This window comes from Roseinatronobacter domitianus, from assembly GCF_023336755.1.
Taxonomy (GTDB): Bacteria; Pseudomonadota; Alphaproteobacteria; order Rhodobacterales; family Rhodobacteraceae; genus Roseinatronobacter; species Roseinatronobacter domitianus.
Map to the genome: position 1 here is coordinate 40,984 of NZ_JALZWP010000017.1, position 21,779 is coordinate 62,762.

Annotated in this window: 20 protein-coding genes, 1 tRNA gene and 1 pseudogene; 11 read left to right on the plus strand and 11 right to left on the minus strand. The window is 61.7% G+C overall.

Features of this window, described 5'->3' with window-relative positions:
- Positions 1-124 precede the first annotated feature (124 nt).
- The 4 genes from M3N55_RS14045 (at position 125) to M3N55_RS14060 (ending at position 5,237) form a co-directional block, all read left to right on the plus strand.
- Positions 125-1,375, plus strand: a complete 1,251-nt coding sequence (locus tag M3N55_RS14045) for a sarcosine oxidase subunit beta family protein (protein ID WP_249060155.1) — start codon at positions 125-127, stop codon at positions 1,373-1,375.
- A gap of 85 nt (positions 1,376-1,460) precedes the next feature.
- On the plus strand, positions 1,461-1,748 hold the full coding sequence (locus M3N55_RS14050; protein WP_249060157.1) for a sarcosine oxidase subunit delta: 288 nt from the start codon (positions 1,461-1,463) through the stop codon (positions 1,746-1,748).
- Entirely contained in the window at positions 1,745-4,690 is a 2,946-nt protein-coding gene (locus M3N55_RS14055; RefSeq protein WP_249060159.1) for a sarcosine oxidase subunit alpha family protein, read from the plus strand. Before M3N55_RS14050 ends, M3N55_RS14055 begins: the two co-directional genes overlap by 4 nt.
- Positions 4,683-5,237 (plus strand): sarcosine oxidase subunit gamma, encoded by a 555-nt coding sequence (locus M3N55_RS14060; RefSeq protein ID WP_249060160.1) that lies wholly within the window; start codon positions 4,683-4,685, stop codon positions 5,235-5,237. The genes M3N55_RS14055 and M3N55_RS14060 overlap by 8 nt, the downstream gene beginning before the upstream one ends.
- Here M3N55_RS14060 and M3N55_RS14065 read toward each other — a convergent pair.
- Genes M3N55_RS14065 through M3N55_RS14095 form a run of 7 tightly spaced genes read right to left on the minus strand, consistent with a single transcriptional unit; the run spans position 5,232 to position 11,999 of the window.
- A complete protein-coding gene (locus M3N55_RS14065; RefSeq protein WP_249060162.1) occupies positions 5,232-5,966 on the minus strand; it encodes a GntR family transcriptional regulator in 735 nt (244 codons plus the stop codon). The two genes, M3N55_RS14060 and M3N55_RS14065, sit on opposite strands and share 6 nt — an antisense overlap.
- Positions 5,963-6,841, minus strand: a complete 879-nt coding sequence (locus M3N55_RS14070; RefSeq protein ID WP_249060166.1) for an N-acetylmuramic acid 6-phosphate etherase — start codon at positions 6,839-6,841, stop codon at positions 5,963-5,965. The genes M3N55_RS14065 and M3N55_RS14070 overlap by 4 nt, the downstream gene beginning before the upstream one ends.
- A gap of 10 nt (positions 6,842-6,851) precedes the next feature.
- Positions 6,852-7,862 carry an ABC transporter ATP-binding protein gene (locus M3N55_RS14075; protein WP_249060169.1) on the minus strand — a complete coding sequence of 337 codons (1,011 nt, stop codon included), beginning with the start codon at positions 7,860-7,862 and terminating at the stop codon, positions 6,852-6,854.
- A 7-nt stretch (positions 7,863-7,869) separates the two neighbouring features.
- The gene (locus tag M3N55_RS14080; RefSeq protein ID WP_249060172.1) at positions 7,870-8,898 is read right to left on the minus strand and encodes a Gfo/Idh/MocA family protein; all 1,029 of its coding nucleotides are present in this window, start codon (positions 8,896-8,898) and stop codon (positions 7,870-7,872) included.
- A complete protein-coding gene (locus M3N55_RS14085) occupies positions 8,895-9,746 on the minus strand; it encodes a carbohydrate ABC transporter permease (protein ID WP_283163982.1) in 852 nt (283 codons plus the stop codon). The genes M3N55_RS14080 and M3N55_RS14085 overlap by 4 nt, the downstream gene beginning before the upstream one ends.
- Before the next feature lie 9 nt (positions 9,747-9,755).
- Positions 9,756-10,685 (minus strand): carbohydrate ABC transporter permease, encoded by a 930-nt coding sequence (locus M3N55_RS14090; protein WP_249060173.1) that lies wholly within the window; start codon positions 10,683-10,685, stop codon positions 9,756-9,758.
- A 60-nt stretch (positions 10,686-10,745) separates the two neighbouring features.
- The gene (locus M3N55_RS14095; protein WP_428982670.1) at positions 10,746-11,999 is read right to left on the minus strand and encodes an ABC transporter substrate-binding protein; all 1,254 of its coding nucleotides are present in this window, start codon (positions 11,997-11,999) and stop codon (positions 10,746-10,748) included.
- 312 nt (positions 12,000-12,311) lie between these two features.
- Here M3N55_RS14095 and M3N55_RS14100 point away from each other — a divergent pair, with 312 nt between their 5' ends.
- From M3N55_RS14100 to nagA, 3 genes are read left to right on the plus strand one after another with little or no spacing between them, the layout of a single operon-like run.
- Positions 12,312-13,196 (plus strand): glucosamine kinase nucleotide-binding domain-containing protein, encoded by an 885-nt coding sequence (locus M3N55_RS14100; protein WP_249060175.1) that lies wholly within the window; start codon positions 12,312-12,314, stop codon positions 13,194-13,196.
- Positions 13,193-14,215, plus strand: a complete 1,023-nt coding sequence (locus M3N55_RS14105; protein ID WP_249060176.1) for an SIS domain-containing protein — start codon at positions 13,193-13,195, stop codon at positions 14,213-14,215. The genes M3N55_RS14100 and M3N55_RS14105 overlap by 4 nt, the downstream gene beginning before the upstream one ends.
- Positions 14,215-15,354: an N-acetylglucosamine-6-phosphate deacetylase gene (gene nagA / locus M3N55_RS14110; RefSeq protein WP_249060177.1), complete on the plus strand. Its 1,140-nt coding sequence runs from the start codon at positions 14,215-14,217 to the stop codon at positions 15,352-15,354. The genes M3N55_RS14105 and nagA overlap by 1 nt, the downstream gene beginning before the upstream one ends.
- Positions 15,355-15,379: 25 nt before the next feature.
- Here the strand turns inward: nagA and M3N55_RS14115 are convergent, their stop codons facing one another.
- Positions 15,380-16,789 carry an aminotransferase-like domain-containing protein gene (locus tag M3N55_RS14115; RefSeq protein ID WP_249060178.1) on the minus strand — a complete coding sequence of 470 codons (1,410 nt, stop codon included), beginning with the start codon at positions 16,787-16,789 and terminating at the stop codon, positions 15,380-15,382.
- Positions 16,790-16,883: 94 nt separating this feature from the next.
- Between M3N55_RS14115 and M3N55_RS14120 the strand changes: the two genes are divergently transcribed.
- The 3 genes from M3N55_RS14120 to M3N55_RS14130 all read left to right on the plus strand — a co-directional run bounded on the left by M3N55_RS14120 (position 16,884) and on the right by M3N55_RS14130 (position 18,399).
- Positions 16,884-17,111: a DUF1127 domain-containing protein gene (locus M3N55_RS14120; protein WP_249060179.1), complete on the plus strand. Its 228-nt coding sequence runs from the start codon at positions 16,884-16,886 to the stop codon at positions 17,109-17,111.
- Between the two features lie 91 nt (positions 17,112-17,202).
- Entirely contained in the window at positions 17,203-18,261 is a 1,059-nt protein-coding gene (gene mnmH / locus M3N55_RS14125) for a tRNA 2-selenouridine(34) synthase MnmH (RefSeq protein WP_249060181.1), read from the plus strand.
- Between the two features lie 61 nt (positions 18,262-18,322).
- A tRNA-Met gene (locus tag M3N55_RS14130) sits at positions 18,323-18,399 on the plus strand.
- 371 nt (positions 18,400-18,770) lie between these two features.
- Here the strand turns inward: M3N55_RS14130 and M3N55_RS14135 are convergent.
- Positions 18,771-19,031, minus strand: a pseudogene (locus M3N55_RS14135) (transposase); the annotation flags it as partial.
- A 219-nt stretch (positions 19,032-19,250) separates the two neighbouring features.
- Complete coding sequence (locus tag M3N55_RS14140) at positions 19,251-21,152, minus strand: beta-galactosidase (RefSeq protein WP_249060183.1); 1,902 nt, start codon at positions 21,150-21,152, stop codon at positions 19,251-19,253.
- Here M3N55_RS14140 and M3N55_RS14145 point away from each other — a divergent pair.
- Positions 21,151-21,339, plus strand: a complete 189-nt coding sequence (locus M3N55_RS14145; RefSeq protein ID WP_249060185.1) for a hypothetical protein — start codon at positions 21,151-21,153, stop codon at positions 21,337-21,339. The two genes, M3N55_RS14140 and M3N55_RS14145, sit on opposite strands and share 2 nt — an antisense overlap.
- Positions 21,340-21,594: 255 nt before the next feature.
- Here the strand turns inward: M3N55_RS14145 and M3N55_RS14150 are convergent.
- Positions 21,595-21,779: SMP-30/gluconolactonase/LRE family protein (locus M3N55_RS14150; protein WP_346429276.1), on the minus strand; the 185-nt coding region annotated here is incomplete at its 5' end.

Consider the following 21,779-nt stretch of genomic DNA (forward strand, 5'->3'; position numbering starts at 1 on the left):
TGCTGCTTGTATTATTGGCGTTTTTTATGAAGAGAGTCGCATTTGAGCGGGTCTGTGTCCGATTCCCTCGTGACCTCCCCAGTGCATCGGCGCTATCCCGAATGGGCCCTTATGGAGAAGTCCGATGCGCTATTCCGGCTTTCGCGTTCTGCAACAGGCCATGACAGGCCACAAAGGCTGGCAGCCTGCTTGGCGCGACCCCGACCCTAAACCGCATTACGACATTGTCATCATCGGCGGTGGCGGGCACGGGCTGGCCACCGCCTATTACCTTGCGCGCCAATTCGGGCAGGCGAATATCGCGGTGCTGGAAAAGGGCTGGATCGGTGGCGGCAATGTGGGCCGCAACACCACCATCATCCGCTCCAACTACATGCTGGACGGCAATGAGCCCTTCTACGAATTCTCGCTCAAGCTGTGGGAAGGGTTGGAGCAGGATTTCAACTATAATGCGATGGTCAGCCAGCGTGGTATCCTGAACCTTATCCACTCCGACGCGCAGCGCGATGCTTTCACCCGGCGCGGCAATGCCATGATCCTGAATGGCGCGGATGCCGAATTGCTGACCGCCGAACAGGTGCGCCGCGAATACCCATTCCTGAATTTCAACAATGCGCGCTTTCCCATCAAAGGCGGACTGGCGCAGCGCCGCGGCGGCACCGTCCGCCATGATGCGGTTGCCTGGGGCTATGCGCGCGGGGCTGACAGGCGCGGGGTCGACATTATCCAACATTGCGAAGTCACGGGCTTTCGCATCGAAAACGGCATCTGCCGCGGCGTCGAGACCTCGCGCGGCTTCATCGGCGCGGGTAAGGTTGGCGTGGCAGTTGCGGGCAATTCCGGGCGCATGATGGCCAAGGCGGGTATGCGCCTGCCCATCGAATCCCATGTTCTGCAAGCCTTTGTCAGCGAAGGGCTGAAACCGGTCCTGCCCGGCGTTATCACCTTCGGCGCGGGGCATTTCTATTGCAGCCAATCCGACAAGGGCGGGCTGGTCTTCGGCGGCGATATCGACGGCTACAATTCCTACGCCCAGCGCGGCAACTTGCCTGTGGTCGAGGACGTGGCCGAAGGCGGCATGGCGCTTTTTCCCGGTCTTGGCCGCGTGCGCCTGCTGCGCATGTGGGGCGGCATCATGGATATGAGCATGGACGGCTCTCCCATCATAGACCGCACGCATATCGACGGGCTCTATTTCAACGGTGGCTGGTGCTATGGCGGGTTCAAAGCCACGCCTGCCTCTGGCTGGTGTTTCGCACATCTGCTGGCCACCGATACCCCGCACCCGACCGCCACCGCTTACCGCTTCGACCGGTTCGAGCGCGGGCGGATGATCGACGAAAAAGGCATGGGTGCGCAGCCCAACCTGCATTGAAAGCCCGACCAATGCCAACTTCATCTTGCCATAAATACTCAAAATCCGGCAATCGCCGCGTGGCGCAACGTTCGGGAGAACGCGCATGATTATCCACCACCCCTTCCTCGGCCCCTGCGACGCACAGGAATTCACCTATCTGGGTGATGCGTCTCTGATCGACCGGCCCGATGGCGTGACTGAAGGCGCAGAGGCGGCGTTCTATAACTACCAGTATCTGCGTGACAACCCGGCGGGGCTGCACCGCGAATTGTGGTTCCACGAACAAGGGGATCGGTCCTGGCTGGTCGTCACCCGCGACACGGTCACGCATGAAATTACATCGGTCGAACTGGCGCGCGATGTCGCGCGGGCGAAAGGGCGCAGCGCATGAGACTTCCCTCCGGCGGACAGATCGACCGCAGCAAGACCCTGCGTTTCACCTTCGACGGTGCGCATTATCGCGGCCATCCGGGCGACACGCTTGCGTCAGCACTTCTGGCCAATGGCGTGCGGCTGATGGGGCGGTCCTTCAAGTATCACCGCCCGCGCGGGCCTATCGCAGCAGGCAGCGAGGAACCCAACGCGCTTGTCACGCTTGGGCGTGGCGGGCGACAGGACCCCAACACCCGCGCCACGGTCGCGGAACTGTTTGACGGGCTGGAGGCGCGCTCACAAAACGCATGGCCCAGCCTGCGCTTTGATGCGATGGCCATCAATGACGGCCTGTCGCCTTTCCTGACAGCCGGGTTTTATTACAAGACCTTCATGTGGCCCGCTGCCTTTTGGGAAAAGCTCTATGAGCCGGTGATCCGCCGTGCCGCAGGTCTGGGAGCCATCAGCACAGACCCCGATCCGGACAGCTACGACAAGGGTTTCCTGCATTGCGATCTGCTGGTCATCGGCGCAGGGCCGTCCGGCCTGATGGCTGCGCTGACAGCAGCGCGCGGGGGCGCAAGGGTGATCCTCGCGGATGAAGATTTTACGCCCGGCGGACGGCTGAACGCTTCGGCGGAACACATTGACGGACAACACGCAACCGAATGGGCGGCAGAGGTGCTGGCCGAACTGTCAACCCTCCCCAATGTTCGCATATTGCCCCGCACCACCGTGTTCGGCGCGTTCGACCATGGCATCTATGGCGCTGTCGAACGGGTCTCGGACCACCTGCCCCAACCGGAGCCGGGCAAGCCGCGTCAAACCCTGTGGCGCATCTATTCCAAACGCGCGGTGCTTTGTGCGGGTGCCTTGGAACGCCCGATAGCCTTTGCCGACAATGACCGCCCCGGCATCATGCTGGCGGGCGCGCTGGCCGCCTATGCCCATCGCTGGGCGGTCAGCCCCGCAAGCCGCGTGGCAATCTTTACCAACAATGACAGCGGCCACACCACCGCGCGCGACCTGCTCGCGCTGGGTGTCGATGTGCGCGCCGTCATCGACACCCGCGCCGATGCCCCCAAGCTGGACGGAGCCGAGGTTATCGCGGGCGGCCAGATCACTGGCACGCGCGGGCGGCTGGGCCTGAGCGCCGTGCAGATCACCCGCACAGACGGGCGCAGGTATTGGCTGGAGGTGGGCGCGCTCGGCGTCTCTGGTGGGTGGAACCCCAATGTCGCGCTGTCGTGCCATCAGCGCGGGCGGCCCGTCTGGCAAGACGATATTGCTGGCTTCGTGCCGGGCGGCAATCCGCCCGTCGGCATGACCGTTGCCGGTGCGGCGGCGGGGCAGTTCGGCACACATGCCGCGCTCTCAAATGGCGCCGCGCAAGCCCTTGCCGCGCTCGGTGATCTGGGCATCCCAGCGCCTAAACCCGACCTGCCAAAAGCCGAGGATGCCCCCTACCGCATCACCCCTTTCTGGCATGTCGGCAGCACCAAGCGGGCTTGGCTGGATTTCCAGAATGATGTGACGGTCAAGGACGTGAAGCTGGCGCATCAGGAAGGGTTCCGCTCGGTCGAGCATCTGAAACGCTACACCACACTGGGCATGGCGACGGATCAGGGCAAGACCTCTAACCTTGGTGGTCTGGCTGTCATGGCCGAACTGACCGGCCAAAGCATAGAGGCCACCGGCACCACCATCTTTCGCCCGCCCTATACACCGGTGGCGATGGGAGCATTGGCGGGGCGATCCACCGGCGCGGATTTCAAACCAACCCGCAAGACCCCCAGCCATGTCTGGGCGTCGGAACAAGGCGCGACTTTTGTCGAGGTTGGCCAATGGCTGCGCGCGCAATATTTCCCGCAATCCGGGGAAACCCATTGGCGGCAAACCGTGGATCGAGAGGTCAACGCCACCCGCACCGGCGTTGGTATTTGCGACGTGACGACGCTTGGCAAAATCGACGTGCAGGGCGCGGATGCTGCGGCTTTCCTGAACCGCATATATTGCAACGCCTTTGCGAAGCTGGCTGTGGGCCGCGTGCGCTACGGGCTAATGCTGCGCGAGGACGGGATCGCCATGGATGATGGCACCGCCGCGCGTCTGGCTGAAGATCATTTCGTCGTCACAACCACCACCGCCAATGCCGTGCCGGTCTACCGCCACATGGAATTCGCGCGCCAGTGCCTGTGGCCGGATATGGATGTGCAGCTTATCTCGACGACCGAGGCTTGGGCACAGGTTGCCATCGCCGGGCCAAAATCGCGCGAGCTGCTAGAGCGTATTGTTGATCCCGCGCATGACCTGTCAAATGACGCCTTCCCCTTCATGGGCTGTGCAGACATCACCGTGTGTGGCGGGCTGCGGGCACGGTTGTTCCGCATCTCTTTCTCGGGCGAGTTGGCGTATGAGCTGGCCGTGCCCACCCGCTACGGCGACGCGCTGATGCGCCGCCTGATGGACAAGGGTGCCGATCTGGGCGTCACGCCTTATGGCACTGAAGCCCTTGGCGTCATGCGCATTGAGAAGGGGCATGCTGCGGGCAACGAGTTGAATGGCACCACCACCGCGCGCAATCTTGGGCTTGGCCGCATGGTCAGCACCAAGAAAGACAGCATCGGCGCGGTGCTGTCCCGCCGCGAGGGGCTGACCCAAGAGGACGGGCTGGAACTTGTCGGCCTGCGCGCGGTGAACCCGCAAAGCCAGATCCCGGCGGGCGCGCATATTCTGGAACCCGGCGCAGAAACCATTGCGGCCAACGATCTGGGCTATGCGACATCGGCTTGCTATTCGCCCACACTGGGCAGCTACATCGCCCTGGCCTTCGTCAAGGCCGGCAGCACGCGGATGGGTGCGCGCTTACGTGCCGCATCACCCCTGACCGGGGTGGATGTGCCTGTCGAAATCGTGTCGCCGCATTTTGTGGACCCGGAAGGAGAACGTCTCCGTGCATGATCTAGCCCCCATGACCCCGCTTGGCGCGACCACCCCCCGGCGCGACACCATCGGCGCGATCACGATTGCGGAAAATCCAGGCGTGGCGCTGGCCTCTGTTGCAGCAAGGCGTGGCCAGTCCACTGCTTGCACCACCGCTTTGGCCGAATGGTTGGGCGCACCCGCACCGGGCGTGGCAGAACACACCGGCAACGACATGGCCGCGTTCTGGCTTGGCCCGGACATGTGGATGCTGGAAGCACCGTTCACCACGCATGAGACCATGGTGCATGACCTTGCCCAGCGCCTGCAAGGTTTAGCCAGCGTGACCGAGCAAACCGACGCATGGGCGCGGTTCGATCTGTCGGGCGATGGGCTGGACAACATGCTGGCGCAGCTGACCAATCTGGACCTTGCTACCCTGCCCAAGCGTTTCGCGCGGCGCACCGTGATGGAGCATATCGGCTGCTATCTGCTGCGGCGGGATACTGGCTATAGCGTCTATGGTCCCCGCTCGTCTGCCGCCAGCCTGCATCATGCGCTATGCCTTGCGGCGGGTGCTCTATAGCTCGCGCAATTCGCTGACGAAATCATAGCGGTCGCCACGATAGGCCGAGCGGGTGAATTCCACCATCGTTCCATCGCGCAGGTAGCCACGCCGCTCGATCCGCAAAATCGCGGCACCGGGGGGCACGCAGAGATGCCCTGCCTCTTCTTCGGTCGCCAGCGATGCGGTAATGCGCTGCAAGCCCGTCACAGGCTTGTTGCCAAGTTTGTCCAGCGCGTCATAGAGCGACATGCCAACGCGACTCAGATCAGGCAGGAATCGCGCCGGAACCGTAGCCTGCTCCAGCGCCAAGGGTTCGTCATTAGCGGTTCGAATACGCAGGAACCGGGCCACTTGCGATGCAACCGGAAGGCCGAAGACAAGCACGTCTTCAGAAGAGGCCGGGGCCATGGTCTTTTCCAGCCAGACAGAGCCCGGCGTCATCCCCCGCCGCGCAAGATCGGCCGAGAAGCCTGCCAATAGCGCAGACGGCTGTTCGATGCGGGGCGCGACGAATGTGCCGGAGCCTTGCTTGCGCGACAGAACCCCCTCGCGCATCAGCAGTTCCAAAGCCTTTCGGACTGTCACGCGCGACACGCCCAGCTGTTCGGATAACTGCCGCTCGGATGGCAGCGCTTCGCCCACAGCGAAAGCCCCGCTGCGCAGTTGTTCGCGCAACAATGCGGCAAGGCGCACATAGAGCGGCGTTGAATCCGCCTTGCCCGATAAAAGTTCGGGCCGAAGCGTCATGCCTTTGCCTCCTCGACATTGCGCAGAACGCCTTGCGCCTTGTCCAAGGCGCGTTCGGCGGTGGGCAGGTCATACCCTTGCGCAACCAGAATCGCGGGTTTGATCTTCCATCCCGTTTGCTCCAATGCGGCTTGGGCTATCGGCGTATCGACCTGTGCCAGAGTTGCGACCATGCCGGTCGCGCGCCCCCGCAGCTTTATGTTCTGGGGCCGCATATCGACCATCAAGCCGCGATGGACATGGCCCAGCCGCAGCATGATTTGCGTGGATAACAGGTTCAGGATGGCCTTTTGCGCGGTGCCCGCCTTCATGCGGGTGGACCCGGCGACGGCCTCGGCCCCGGTTTCGGCCAGAATGCCATGATCGGCCACGGCGCACAGCACCGCATCCGGGTTGCAAGCAATGCCAACGGTCAGCGCGCCTGCCGCGCGTGCCGCCTTCACGACCTCTATTGTAAAGGGCGTGCGCCCGCTGGCGGCCAGACCAATGACCACGTCATTGGGCCCGATGGTATTGCTCTCGACCTGCGCGCGACCATCTTCGGCATTGTCCTCTGCGCCTTCAATGCCCAGCATCAACGCAGCCTCGCCCCCGGCGATCAGATACAGGGTGCGCGCTTCCGGCCAGTCATAAGTCGGACCCAGTTCGATCCCGTCCTGCACCGCAACACGAATAGAGGTGCCAGCCCCGGCATAGACCAGCCGCCCCCCCGCGCGCAGACGCGGCACCGCCGCCGCCACAACATCGGCCAAGGCAGGCAGGGCGGGGGCAATCGCGGCAATCGCCGCCATCTGCCCTTCCAGCATGGCGCGCAGGGCCGTCACATCATCCCATGTGTCGATGTCGCGGTAGCGCGGGTCGGCAAGTTCGGTCATGTCTGGTCCTTCAAGCAGGGGTCGGGTGCAGGCGTTGCCCGTTATCATCGAAATGAAAGGCGCGCGCCATATCGGGGCGCATGATAAGGCGGTCATTGACCGAATAGGCGTGTTCGCCGAACAAGCGCACCGTGACAAGCCCATGCGGGTCGGCATTGATGTAGACCAGCGTTTCACCGCCCAGATGCTCTACATGGCTGACCCGGCCGTCTATCCCCGCGCCGCTGTCGGACAGGGTAATGTGCTCGGGCCGAACGCCGACAGATTTGCCCGGCGCGCCAAGTGCAGAGGCATTCAGGAAATTCATTTTGGGGCTACCGATAAACCCGGCCACGAATTCGTTGGCGGGGTTGTTATACAGTTCCATCGGCGCGCCGACCTGTTCGATGCGACCGTCGCGCAGAACCACGATGCGGTCGGCCAATGTCATCGCCTCGACTTGGTCGTGGGTGACATAGACAATGGTTGCGCCCAATTCCCGGTGCAGGTTGGCGATTTCAATGCGGGTTTGCACGCGCAGGGCCGCGTCTAGGTTCGAGAGCGGTTCATCGAACAGGAACAGCTTGGGTTTGCGCACAATAGCGCGGCCAATGGCGACCCGCTGTCGCTGCCCGCCCGACAATTCGCCGGGACGGCGGGTCAGATAGGCCGATAGGTCCAGCATCTCGGCCGCACGGTCGACAGATTGCGCGACCTGCGCCTTGGGTTGGCCCGCCTGTTTCAGCCCCAGCCCCATATTGTCGCGCACGTTCAAGTGCGGGTAAAGCGCGTAGGACTGGAACACCATCGCGATCTCGCGTTGCGACGGCGGCGTGGTGTTAACCACCTGTCCGTCGATCAGAATGTCGCCCGAACTGATATCCTCCAGCCCCGCAATCATCCGCAACAGGGTGGACTTGCCGCAACCTGACGGCCCGACAAAGACGCAGAATTCCCCGTCCTTCACCTCTAGGTTCACGTCCCGGATCACATCGACCGTGCCGAAGGACTTGCAGGCGTTTTCTAGCTTTAGCTGTCCCATTCCGTCCTCATGGCTTCAGGCGCACGGGGGCACCGCTGCGCACGCTTTCATCTGCGGCAAGGCATATCGCAACCGAGCGCACGGCATCTTCGACATGTCGGCTTAGGTCGTCGCCTTGGTCAATCGCCCGCGCCATGGCGGCCGCTTGACGGTCGCACAAACCCTGATGGCCGGGGCTGTCGGGGAAGTTGCGTTTCACCTCCCCCTGCCCTGTGGGCGCGACAATGAGCTGGTCGGCGGCGGTGTGCCCTTCCACATCGGCGGACCCGATATCCTGCGGTGCTCGCAGGCTGACCGCACCGCCGGGGCTGACCACGTCTTTCACGAAATGCGCTGTTTCGGACATCATCGGTCCCCAGCCAGCTTCATACCAACCGCAAGAGCCATCGTCGAAGATGACCTGGAAATGCCCGTAATTATACATATCCGGCGCGATCTCATCGCTCAGGCGCAAGCCCATGCCGCGCACCTCCACAGGAGCGGCATCGGTGATCTGGCACATCACATCGACATAATGCACCCCGCAATCCACGATCGGCGGGGTCGATTGCATAAGCGCTTTGTGAATATCCCATGCCGGGCCGCTGGAACGCTGATTCAGGTTCAGACGGAATACATAGGGACCATGCAGCGCCCGCGCCTCGGCAATCAGCGCTTGCCATGTCGGGTGGTGGCGCAGGATATGGCCGACCATCAGCTTGCGGTGCGTTTCCATTGCCACCTGCGCGACACGCTTGCAATCGGCCACAGTGGTCGCCAAGGGCTTTTCCACGAACACATGCGCGCCCGCCTGCATGGATTTGACAGCAAGTGCCGCATGGCTGTCCGAATAGGTGGCGATGGCAACCATATCGGGGTTCAGACGCGCCAAAGCCGTCTCGAAATCATGCTCCAGTTCGATATGGGCCAGCGCATCGGGCAACGCGACCGGGCTACGGTTGACCAAGCCCACCAGTTGATAGGCAGGGTCGGCAGCATAGGCCAGCGCATGGCTTTGCCCCATCTGCCCAAGACCCACGACAAGCACACGGATCATTTGACGGCCCCTTTCGTAATGCCCCGGATCAACTGACGCGAGAAGATCAGATACAGCACCACCACCGGGAAGATCGCCAAGGACAGCGCCGCCAGCACCGCGTTCCAGTCGGTCACGTATTGACCAAGGAAGATCTGGCTGCCCAGCGTCAGGGTCTTGGTGGCTTCTCCCGGCGCCAGGATCAGCGGGAACCACAGGTCGTTCCAGATCGGTATCATGGTGAACACAGCAACAGTCGCCATGGCAGGCCGCACCAAGGGCAGCGCAATTGTAAAGAAAATGCGGTATTCACTCAGACCGTCGATCCGGGCGGCGTTCTTCAGATCATCCGACACCTGCCGCATGAATTCCTGCAAGATGAACACGGCCAACGGCAAGCCCTGCGCGGTATAGACCAACACAAGCGAGGTGAGCGTATTCACCAACCCCGCCGCGACCATGATTTCCAGAATGGCCACCGTGCCCAGACGAATGGGGATCATGATACCCAGCGCCAGATACAGACCCATCAGCAGATTACCGCGAAACCGGTATTCCGCCAGCGCGAAGGCTGCCATCGCCCCGAACAGCAGCACAAAGAACAGCGATACCACGGTCACGATCATACTATTCTGAAAATACAGCAGGAAATTCCCCTGCTCCAGCACGGTCTGGAATCCGATAGGGTCAAAGGTTTCGGCCGTTGGCAACGCCAGCGGGTCGTTAAAGATCGCGCGGCGCTGCTTCACAGAGTTTATCAGGATCAGGAATACCGGATAAAGCGCAAGGATCGTATAGGCGATCAGGATGACATGCGCGGCGGCGGTGCGGCCAAGGTTTCCCCGCGCGGATGTGATCGGGTTGCTCATGCTCGCCCCCTAGAACTGATACCGCCGCAGGCGCGTCTGCACCCCGAACAGGTAGATGGATACGCCCACAAGGATGATGGCGAACATCACGGTCGCCACGGTTGCGCCCATATGCGGGTCGCCCAGTTGCAACTGGAACCCAAAGAACGTGCGGAACAGGTATGATCCCAGAATATCGGTGGTGAAATTCGGGCCAGCCAGCGCGCCTTGGGTGACATAAATCAGGTCGAAGGCGTTGAAATTGCCAACGAAAGTCAGGATGGAAATGATCCCGATGGTGGGCAGGATCAGCGGCAGCTTGATCTTCCAGAACTGGCTTGCGCCGGTAATTCCATCCATCTCGGCGGCTTCCAGAACCTCGTCGGGGATAGACAGAAGCGCCGCATAGATCAGCATCATCGGGATGCCCACGAATTGCCAGACAGAGATCAGCGCCAACGTAGTCAACGCCGATTCTTCCAGCCCCAACCATGGCGCGAACCAATTGCCCAGCCCCAGCGCATCCATGAAGGTCGGGGCCACGCCCCAAAGCGGTGACAGGATCAGCTTCCAGACAAAACCCACGATCACGAAACTCAGGATTGCCGGGATGAAAATCGCGGTGCGGTAGAACGCGGCGAAGCGCAGTTTCGGTGTGGACAGGATGGCCGCCAGCGCAATGCCGATGGGGTTTTGCACCAGCATATGGATGATGAAAAACCACAGATTATTGCCAGTCGCGTTCCAGAATGCATCGGACCAGCGCCGATCACCAAACAAGGTCTGGAAGTTCTGCAAGCCCACGAAAATCCGCGAGCCGTCCTCTGCGCGGGTGAACAGCGACAGGTTCAGCGTGCCGAATAGCGGGATTATCATGATCGCGGTGTAGATCAGCACGGCAGGTGCCAAAAACACGACAATATGCCACCGAAACGGTCTTTTGCGGGCACGGTCGGACATGTGGCAACCTATGGCTGGAAAAGGAACGGGCAGCCCTGCGACGGGCTGCCCAAGGCCGGCTTACTGCTGCGGCGCATACCAAGAGGCAAGACCCGCCTGCATCTGGGCTGCCGCATCCGCCGGGGTTTGACCGCCCCGGATCACGTTGGCCGACGTGCCCCAGCTTTCGTTCGACAGGTTCGGCGTGCCGCGCGACAGGATCTGGTGGAAGGGCCGGATAGAGCTTTCGCAATCGCCGCGCCAGCTAATGAATTCCTGCGCCAACGAGTCGTCGAGCGTGACTTCGGCATTCGACAGCGGGAAGAAACCCGGCACTGCATTGGCAAAGAGCGTGGCGAATTCGCTGCTGCCCAGCCAGTTCAGGAAGGTGCGGCCGGCTTCGGCATTTGGCGACGCTGCGTTCAGTCCCATGCCCATATCGGTATGGTCAGAGATGTAGCAGGTATCGCCCGCATTCTGCACCGGCGGCGGGAAGGCCCCCATCTCGAAATCGGCCAGTGAGCGGAAGCCGGCAATCTCCCACGACCCCGATGGATAGATCGCCGCGCGGCCCAGCGTGAACAGGTTTTGGCTGTCCGGGTAGCTTTGCGATTCAAAGCCGCGGCCCAGATAGTCGGACCATCGCGCCAACTGCTCGAACGGAGCGACGAATTCGGCATCTGTCAGCTTGGCGTCGCCCGCGATCAGGGCGTTGCGGCCTTGTTCGCCCATCCAGTAGTTCGGCCCGATATTGGCATAGCCCATCGTCGCCGCTTCCCACTGGTCATTCACACCCATCGCCATGGGGATATACGACCCATCTGCCGCGATTGCATCCAGCACAGCGAAGAATTCATCAACGGTGGTCGGCTCTTCAAGCCCCAACTCGTTGAAGGCGTCCGCGTTGTAGATGAAGCCATGAATGACCGACGCCATCGGCACGCAGAATTGCTGACTGCCGTCATCGGTGGACCAAGCCGATTTCGCCACGTCGGAATAATTGGCCATGCCGTCCAAGTCAGTCAGGTCGGCAAGCTGGCCTTTCTGAAACAAAGCCAGCGACGCGTCGAACGCGCGGCAGGTCACGATGTCACCCGCCGTGCCCGCATCCAGCTTGGAATTGAGCGCCGAGTTGTATTGCGCGGGCGCGGTCGGCTGGAAATCGAGTTTGATGCCCGGATGTGCCGCCTCGAAAGCCGGAATGATCTGGTTGCGCCAGATCGAGATATCGTCGTTGCGCCAGCTTTCGATCGTCAGCGTTACGTCTTGCGCCATAAGCGCGGTGCCGCTGAGCAGGAATGCCGCCGCGGTGAGAGTTGTCTTGCGTGCTGTCATTGATTGGAACCTCCCTGTTACCAAGGACACCGCCACGCCCTGCCAAAGCATATGACAAGCTGGCAACACCCCCTACCCGCCATGTAATGCCAAATGAATACCACTTGTCTAGTCTTTTCTCTTCCGCAAGACTGAAAGGGTTTAAATCATACAGCGGAATAATAGCATATTATAGCATAATATGTTGAATATATAAGAAAATAATTTACCCAACAGCCCAAAGATCAATCAGTCGGGCCAGCGATACCCTCTGTGCATATACCCTTCCCTTTTGGTATTACTATGGTATTAGTCATACCAAAGAGGTAAGACATGACGCTGTTGATCGGCCTGGATGGAGGTGGCACTGGAAGCCGCGCGCGCGCTCTGCGTGACGGGGGCAAAGCAGGTGCCGTGTTTGAAGGCGGCAGCGCCAACATCCATTCCGACCCTGACGGCGCAGAGCAGCGTATTGCCGAACTTTTGGCCCGCGTGCTCCAGGCAGAGGGGCATAACGATCCGTTGGACCCGGACTTGCAGATTGTGATGGGCCTTGCCGGAGCATCGGAATCAGGTGCGGCCGCGCGATTGAGCGCAGCGCTGCCCTACCTGAACGTGACAGTATTGGGCGATATCGACATATCGCTGTCAGGTGCATTCCAAGATAGCGATGGAATCGTGATGGCCGTTGGCACAGGCTCTGTCCTGGCGCGGCAGTCGCAAGGGCAGATGCAGCGTATTGGCGGCTACGGCTTTGCACTGGGGGACGAAGCTGGCGGCGCTTGGCTGGGGCAGCGCGCCTTAGCCGCAGCTTTGCATGTGCGCGATGGTCTGACCGAAGACGGCCCCCTGGCGCGTGCAACATGGGCAAGGTTTGAAACCTTACCGGCGCTGCTGGACTTCACCAGCACAGCGCGCCCCTCGGATTACGCAACGCTTGCGCCGCAAGTGGTCGTGCTGGATGCCGCAGGCTGCCCGCTTGCGCGCGCTATCCTTGACGAGGGTTGCGCCTATCTGCTGCGCGCGATCCGCCACTTGCAGGCAGGCGACCCGGCTGTGCCGGTCGCGGCCACGGGCGGGCTGGGCGCGCTTTTGCTCGAACGAATTTCCCGCCATGCCAGCCCGGCGCTGAACGTGACGACCCCGCGCGGAACCGCTTTGGACGGTGCGCTGTGGCGCGCCGGCCAGCTTGCCGCAACCAAAGGACAGACATCATGACCCAGACCCATATGGCGCGCGAGATCGCCGAGATACCCGGCCTTGTCGAAAGTCTGTTGACGCAGAACGCAGAGACCTTGACGGATATCGGCCGTGCCATGCGCGCACTCGATCCGCAGCTTTTGACCACGGTTGCACGCGGATCATCCGATCACGCGGCAACCTATCTGAAATATGCCTGCGAAATCCTGACAGGCGTGCCGGTTGGGTCTGTTGGCCCGTCAGTTGCGTCTGTCTATGGTGCAAAGTTGCGATTGCCGCGCACGGTCAGTGTCGGCATTTCGCAATCGGGCCGCAGCCCCGATATCGTGACCATGACACGCGCAAGCGCAAGCGCGGGGGCCACAACCCTTGCCATCACCAACCACCCAGATGCACCGCTAGGGGCGGATGCAGATTTCTGCCTGCCGTTAGGATGCGGACCAGAGCAAAGCGTGGCCGCGACCAAAACTTTCGTGACCTCGGTGGTTGCGGCGCTTGCAATGTTGGCCCATTGGGCCGAGGATTCCGCTTTGAAAGCCGCGCTGGCACGGCTTCCAGAGGCGTGCGAGGCGGCCCTGTTGCAGGATTGGGCGCCCTTGGCCGACCGCTTAGTGCGCGCGCCGGCGCTTTATGTCCTTGGGCGTGGTCCCGGCTACGCCATTGCGTCCGAGATCGCGCTGAAATTCAAGGAAACCAGCGCGCTCCATGCCGAAGCCTATTCGGCGGCAGAGGTATTGCATGGGCCGTCCGCACTGGTTGAACGCGGCTTTCCGGTGCTGGGGCTGATCTTCGACGATGCCGCCCGCGACGGGTTCCGCGACACCGCTGCCCGTCTGGCGGGGCAAGGGGCCGATGTCTTTGTCACCGACAGCGTCCTGGGCACCACGGCCCTGCCACGCACCGCAGCAATACACCCGTTGCTGGACCCGCTTCTAAGCGTTGTCAGCTTTTATGTCTTCATCGAAGCCTTGGCACGGCGGCGCGGTCTGCAACCTGACACGCCACGCCATTTGCGCAAAGTGACAGAGACGGTCTGATGCAACGGGCATTGCGGGCAGAGCGGATATTCGATGGCTGGCGCATCTGGCACGGACACGCGCTGCTGCTGGATGGACCCGGTGTCATCGGCATCGTCAAGCATGTTCCCAAGGATGTGCCCGTGACCGATCTGGGGGACGGGGTGCTGGCGCCCGGTTGCGTGGATTTGCAGGTCAATGGTGGTGGTGGCGAGATGGTCGGCGCGGACACCAATGTCGCGCAGCTTGCACGCATCTGCGCCACGCATCGCGCGCTTGGCGCAACCAGCATCCTGCCCACCCTGATTACCGACACGCCAGAGGTCACAGCCCGCGTCATAGACGCAGCGCGCCATGCCACCGCCAAGGGCCTTCCCGGGTTTGCAGGGCTGCACCTTGAAGGACCGCATCTGGACCCGGCCCGCCATGGCGCGCATGATCCGGCCCTGATCCGCCCCATGCAAGACGCTGACCTTGTTATTCTGGAACAAGCCGCCAAAGAACTGCCTGCCTTGCTTGTGACGGTCGCGCCCGCTGCCGCCACTGCGCAACAGATTGCCCGCTTGCGGGCAGCAGGCGCGGTGGTCAGCCTTGGCCATGCCGACTGCACCGCAGAGCAGGCCCGCGCAGCCTTCGCCGCCGGGGCGCGCTGCGTCACGCATCTGTTCAACGCCATGAGCCAGCTTGCCAATCGCGCGCCCGGCCTTGTGGGGGCAACGCTGTGCAGCGAAGTGCACGCGGGGATCATTGCCGACGGCATTCATGTCGCGGCCGACCCCTTGCTGATCGCCCTTCGCATGATGGCACCTGACCGGCTGTTCCTGGTCAGCGATGCTATGGCCGCGGCAGGCAGCGCGGCTGAGTCATTCCCGCTGAACGGACGTCAGGTCTTTCGGCGGGATGGGCGCCTGACATTGGCCGACGGCACGCTTGCAGGGGCGGATATCACCTTGCCGCAATCTGTGGCGCATCTGATCGGCTTGGGCGTTCCCATCGAGCGCGCGCTCGCAATGGCAGGCCGCATCCCGGCCGATGTGATCGGGGCACAGCATCTGGGCCGGTTCAGCGCAGGCGCACAAGCCGATATCGTGCTGTTGGACCATACCGGTCAGCTGCAACAGGTCTGGACCGCACAAGAAGCGGCCCAACTAACCGCCTAAGCCCGATTGACCCGCCAGAGCATATCTAGACCACCATCCCCTCGGGTGGGTTGTCGAGCAGATCACGAAGGCGGGCAATCGCGCTTTCGAACCGGGGCAGAGGAATTTGCGCGTTTATCCCGATCCGCACAGCATGGGGCAACCGAGCATCACGCAACGCAAAATCCTCGGCAGAGCGCAATTGCACCCCCCGGCCAGCGGCAGCCTTGGTGAACGAACCAGCGCGCCACCCATCGGGCAGGTTCAACCACAGGAACGGAATGTCATCCCCCCAACGCAGATCATACCCGCCAAGCCCATTTACCGCCACGCGCGTATAGCGTTGCAACTGTGCGCGGATCTTCTCTGCAATCTCGGCCGTTTCAGGACGCAACAACACATCCTCTGTCAAATCGGCCAGCGGGCGGGCCAGCCCGAAAAACCCATGCTCTGCGGCCCGGCGCAAGGTGCTGGCATGCGCGCGCGGGGCAACCGCAAAACCAATCCGCAAGGCCGGGGTCAAGGATTTCGACAGCGACGAAACATACCACCCCAGATTGGGCAAGAGCGCGCGGTAGCTGGATGCGCGCGCATCCCCGACACGGTAGCAATCGTCCTCCAGAATGTGCAAGCCAAGCTGCGCCGCGACCTCTGCTATCTGCACGCGTCGCGACTGTGGCGTGAAAATGCCGGTCGGGTTGTGAACCTCCGGGCAGGTGCATAAAAGCTGCGCATCATGCTTCTGTGCCAGTTCGGCCAACGCTTCGGGAATGATGCCCTGCGCATCCATTGGAACAGAGACAACATCGGCCCGTAGCAACTGTGCTGCACGACGAAAACCGGGATAGGTCAGTTCTTCTAGCAAAACGACAGGCTTGCGCCCGTGCAAGACCGATTGCATCACCAGCGACACGCCCGATTGCCCGCCATGCGACAGCACAAGATCCTCGTGGTCGATAGGGCCGAGCGCGGCCCCCGACAGCCAGTGCAAGACGGCATGGCGTGCCGGCTCAAAGCCACTGCGTGAAGGGTAGGCCAGCAGGTCGCGCGGTGGGCGGCTTCCCAACCTTGCAAAGGCATCATGGATCAGCGCCACCTGTCCCATATCCGGCAACGCCGTGGCGAACAGACTGACTTGGTCATCTGCTTCGGCCTCTGCCGCCAAACCCGCATCAAACCAAGGCTCCGGCACGAATTGCACAGGCGGGCTGGGCTGCGCGATGAAGGTGCCGCGCCCGACCTGACCTTCGGTCATTCCTTCATCGGTCAAGGCCGCATAGGCACGCGCAACCGTGCCCGGTGTCATATCCAGCTTCCAGGCCAGGTCGCGGACCGGCGGCAGTTGATCGCCCGGTGCAAGTGCGCCCTTTGCGATCGCAGCGTGGATGGCGGCGACCACATCGCGAAACTTGGAGCGCCCGCCGCCCGGCATGTAATGTGCCAAAATTGTATCCATAACAATGTTTCCTTGGACAGAGATGCGGACTCTTTGTATCGTTTTAATATCGAAACACCTCGTATTGTGTCAATACAAATGAAGGAGCCACACCATGACACAGACCATGAATCGCACCGCCCTGGCCTATCTGACAGCAGCGACGACGCTGCCTGCCGGCTCTGTTCTGGCGCTGCGCGTGGCTGTGAACCTGGCGAAATGGTCCGAACGCCGCTGCACGCGCGCCGCGCTTGGCAAGCTGGATGCCCATGACTGGCGCGACATCGGCCTTACCGAAGGCCAAGCCCTGCGCGAAACACAAAAACCATTCTGGCGCGCCTAAGCGCCACCCTGTTCTCTCTGACCTAGGCGCGGCATGTCCGCGCCATTTTTTTGGCGTGTCAGACCGCCGCGGAAAGAGTATAGCAGCGCCCATGACACTGTCGCGCTACATGCCAAAGACCATTCACTCACTCACTGAAACTGCGTTCGACACGGTAATAGACGTGCGCGCGCCGTCGGAATTCGCACAAGATCATGTGCCCGGCGCCATCAACCTGCCGGTTCTGTCCGATGCCGAACGCGCACAAGTCGGCACGATCTACAAGCAAGATAGCCCATTCACAGCGCGCAAGCTTGGCGCGGCACTGGTTGCGCGCAACGCGGCCCATCACCTGCAAACCGCGCTGGCCGACAAGCCCGGAGGCTGGCAACCGCTGGTCTATTGCTGGCGCGGCGGGCAGCGATCGGGGTCATTCGCTACGATCCTGTCGCAGATCGGGTGGCGTGTTTCAGTGCTGGACGGCGGCTACAAATGCTGGCGCAGTATGGTCAGCGCAGAGCTGTATGACACCCCCTTCCCCGCGCAGGTGGTGCTGCTCAGCGGGGGCACAGGCACCGGCAAAACCGACATCTTGCACCACGCCGCGACATACGGCGCACAGATAATCGACCTAGAGGGGATGGCCGAGCATCGCGGATCGGTTTTCGGAGCGACAGGCGCGCAACCTTCGCAAAAATTGTTTGAGACGCGGTTAGCCATGGCAATCGCCGCACTCGACCCGGCCCGGCCAGTGCTGATCGAAGCCGAGTCGAATCGCATCGGCTCCATTCGCTTGCCGCCCGCCATCTGGGAGGCCATGCGCGACGCCAGCGTGATCGAGATAACCGCGTCGCTCGCAGACCGCGCCGCGTATATCGCCCATCGTTACGAGGAAATCGCCCAAGATCGCGCGCTGCTGGGGCAGATTCTCACAAGTCTGCGCAAATACCATTCTGAAGCACAGATTGAGGAATGGCAGGTCATGGCCGCACACCCCACACAACTGGCCCAAAGCCTGATCGCCGAGCATTACGACCCGCGCTATGCCTGCGTGTCCCGGGCTCCATCGGAAACGCATCGTATTGTAATGGACAACCTATCGCTTGATGCCCTGAAAGACGCCGCAAACCGAGTTTGCACCGCCCTCTCAATGATGGTGCCAAATTCTTGAAAGCGGCCCTCCGTGGGGGCTTGACGCCCCCGGCGGGCTAACTTAAACGCACTCTCGATCTGGCGGAGTAGCTCAGTTGGTTAGAGCAGCGGAATCATAATCCGCGTGTCGGGGGTTCAAGTCCCTCCTCCGCTACCATCACTCCCCCCACATGGGCCGGCACAACACCGATAACGGATTGAATCCGTCCGGTTACTTTAATTTTAATTCCTTGATATACGATAGAAAAAGCTGCGGTCCTCACAATGATCCTGTGAAGCCTTTCAACCGGTCATTGGTCAAATTGGCACTCAGGTCGGCGTTGTCGCATAACTCACGCCCAATGGATGCTTTCCCTTTCCCCGTCGGTATCACGCCACGCGAACGATCTTGGCGGTGCCGACGTCGTAAAGCGGTTCATCCGGGCGACCTGTATCTGGATTTTTGCGGCTTGGCGAACGGCGACGATGCGTTCGCCAAAGGTCATGAGCCACCACATCGTCGCCTCGATCCAGCGTCGGACGTGCGTCCCAGTCCAGCACCGCCAACTCGAGCAAGCTGGCCAGTATTCCGGTGGTTTGACGAAGCGGCAGTTTGAACAGCACCCTGATGCTCAGGCAGAACTGGATCGCGGCATTCTAGACGACCGCAGGCCGACACCGCAGCTGCCGTTGGGTGGCGCGTGTTGGGTCATCTTCTTTTCCAGCCATATCAACAGCGAACCGCGCTTGCACAGAGAAGCTGTTTAGCTGGACCCGTTTGCGGGCGGGGGATGGCTTTTGCTCATGCAGATCATCCAACCGCTGGGCTCGCGATCTAAATCTGCCAACATCAGTGCTGTGCAACAACGCCGCTTCCGGCCCGTATCTTACCGCCTTTGATTGGCGAACCTCTTCCTCGGCGTCGACTGATGGAGACATATGAACCATCTGGGGCGTTGCACATGACCAGCAGACCGCCAGAGGCGCGGCTGCTTTTCATAACCATCATCACGACGCCCATGCTAAATATCATGCCGGGACACGGAGCATAGAGGCTGGGGGTAAATGCAGCCCCTCCCACTCCAATGCGGATGCGCCATGGTTGAACCAGAACCGCGACTTTCCGTCGGACCTTGTGCGCAACGCGGATGGCAGATCGCGCGTGGCAATGCCTTGGGCTGCGCATAAATCGCTCAAGATCGAGAATAGCGTTGCATCGGACGGCCACCCGCCCAGATAATACAGCCCACCCGCGCGCACCATTGCTGCGCGGTTGTCTTCGCGCAAGAGCACAACCACGGCCTTGCCCTCCAGTTCTTCTGCCCAATGCACGAATTGGCCACCATTCGCCAAGGGTAGCGCGCTGCCCGGCGGCAGGCTTTCCACCCGCGCGACGCGGGCATCCAGCCCCGGCAGGGATGGTCCAAGATCGGGCGGTATACTGAAATCGGGCCGCCGCGAATTTGCGCGGGGACCAAAAACCACCGCACCGGAACAGCTTGGCAGCGCCGCGCGCAAAGTGTCGGGCAGTGTGAACAGACCCGGTGCCAGAACCAGCTTCCACTGCGACAGGTCATCCGTGTCGGGTGAGATAATGTCGATGTTCAGGCCCATGCGCCGCAACGCCCGATACCATGCGAAGCAAAGGCGGAAGTAATCGAAATCCGCGCCTTGGGGCTGCGTGTCCCACGCCCATGCGCTGGCATAATCAAAGACCAACGCAACATCGGCCGGTGCGGCTTGCGCCATGGGCGCATCAGCCAGTTCACGCGCGACCGTCTCGACCTCTGCCAGCCCCGGCGCGGGTTCGCTATCGGGGCGCAAGAGACCCGCATGCATTTGTTCTTGCCCAAAGGGGGCTTGACGCCAACGAAAATACAAGACGGCTTCGGCCCCGTGGGCAAATGCTTCCCATGTCCAAAGGCGGACCATGCCGGGCAGCGGTGCGGGGTTGTATGGAGCCCAGTTCACCGGGCCGGGTTGTTGCTCCATCACCCACCAGCGCCCGCGCCCAACGGCCCTGTAAAGGTCATGGTGAAAGGCCTGAAAATCGGGATCGCCTTGGCGCAGGAAATCTGCTTTATGCGCGTCCGTCGCTTCCAGTCGGTCCGATAAAAAACCGATCGGGTAGCTGTCCCAAGATGCGATATCCAGATCAGCACCAACCGCGTAATGATCGAACTCGGTGATCCGGCCCATATAGTTATGGGCAACGGGCGCGCGCGTATAACGGCGCAATATGTCGACCTGCGCGCGGTTGAAAGCAACCACCTGATCTGACGCAAAACGCCGAAAATCCATCACATGCGCGGGGTTGGCTTCGGTTACGGTCAGGTTCGGCAGGTCGATCTGGTCGAAACCGGAATACTCCATCGACCAGAACACATTGCCCCAAGCCCGGTTCAGCGCGTCAGGGCTTTGGTAACGCTGCGCCAGCCAGTCGCGGAACGCAGCGCGCGCGGCGTCGGAATAACTGAGGATCGTATCGTGGCACCCATATTCATTATCGGTCTGCCAGGCGGCCACATGCGGGTTCGCGCCGTAGCGTTCCGCCAGCAACGCCACGATCCGCTTGCACTCCGCCAGATATCCGCGATGGCTGAAACAGTAATGCCGCCGTGATCCGAACTTACGGGGACGACCTGCTGCATCGACGGCCAGCATGTCGGGATGGCGGTCCAACATCCAGCGCGGAGGCGTGGCCGTGGGCGTGCCCAGAACAACCTTCAGCCCGGCGCGGCCCAGAACGTCAATGGCGCGGTCCAGCCAGTCGAAGTCCAGCTTGCCCGGCGCAGGTTCCAGCCGTGACCATGCAAATTCTCCGATGCGCACCCAAGTCAGACCGCTGGCAGCCATGCGTGCGGCATCCTCCGGCCATTGCGTTTCCGGCCAGTGTTCGGGGTAGTAGCAGACACCAAGGCTGCGGGTCATGTCAGGCTCCGTTGCGGTTGAAACTGTATCGCGTGATATGGCGATAGACATCGCGTGCACGCCATGTGGCATCGGGTCGGATCAGGGTGGCGCGCTCAGAGCTGCGATCCTAGACCCTCCAGAGCTTGTCGAAAATGCCCTTGGCCCCGCGGTGCAAGCCATGCGCAAGGGGCGCGCAGCACGATAGCTGATGCGTTACGCCGTTCAACACGAAACGCGCCTTTGAAAAGCTGCTCGCACAGGGACCGACATTGGCCCCGAAATAGCGCACCGGCCCCGCATTTCACACAAGGTGGTCGCCCACCGCACCAGCGGATACACAAGCCTATTCCGGCGCGCATCCTGCACGAGTACACCAAGCGACAGCAGATAGGCACGCAGCCCGCGACCCCTCAGGCACAGGCGATGAACAGGTTGCCCCACTCCCACTTGACCGCAGGACTCAAAGGTCAAGATGCACCCGGTGCTCGGCCAGACCTCGTACCGGCACAGGCGCGGCAAAGCTTGCGCCGTCCAGTTTGGTTGGTTTTGTGCGGCCTTGTTGTGCGGTTGTGCAAAACAGGGTTTGCAGATCTGGTCCTCCGAAAGCGGGGCAGGATGTGTGCGGTGCGGGAAGTTCTACGGTGT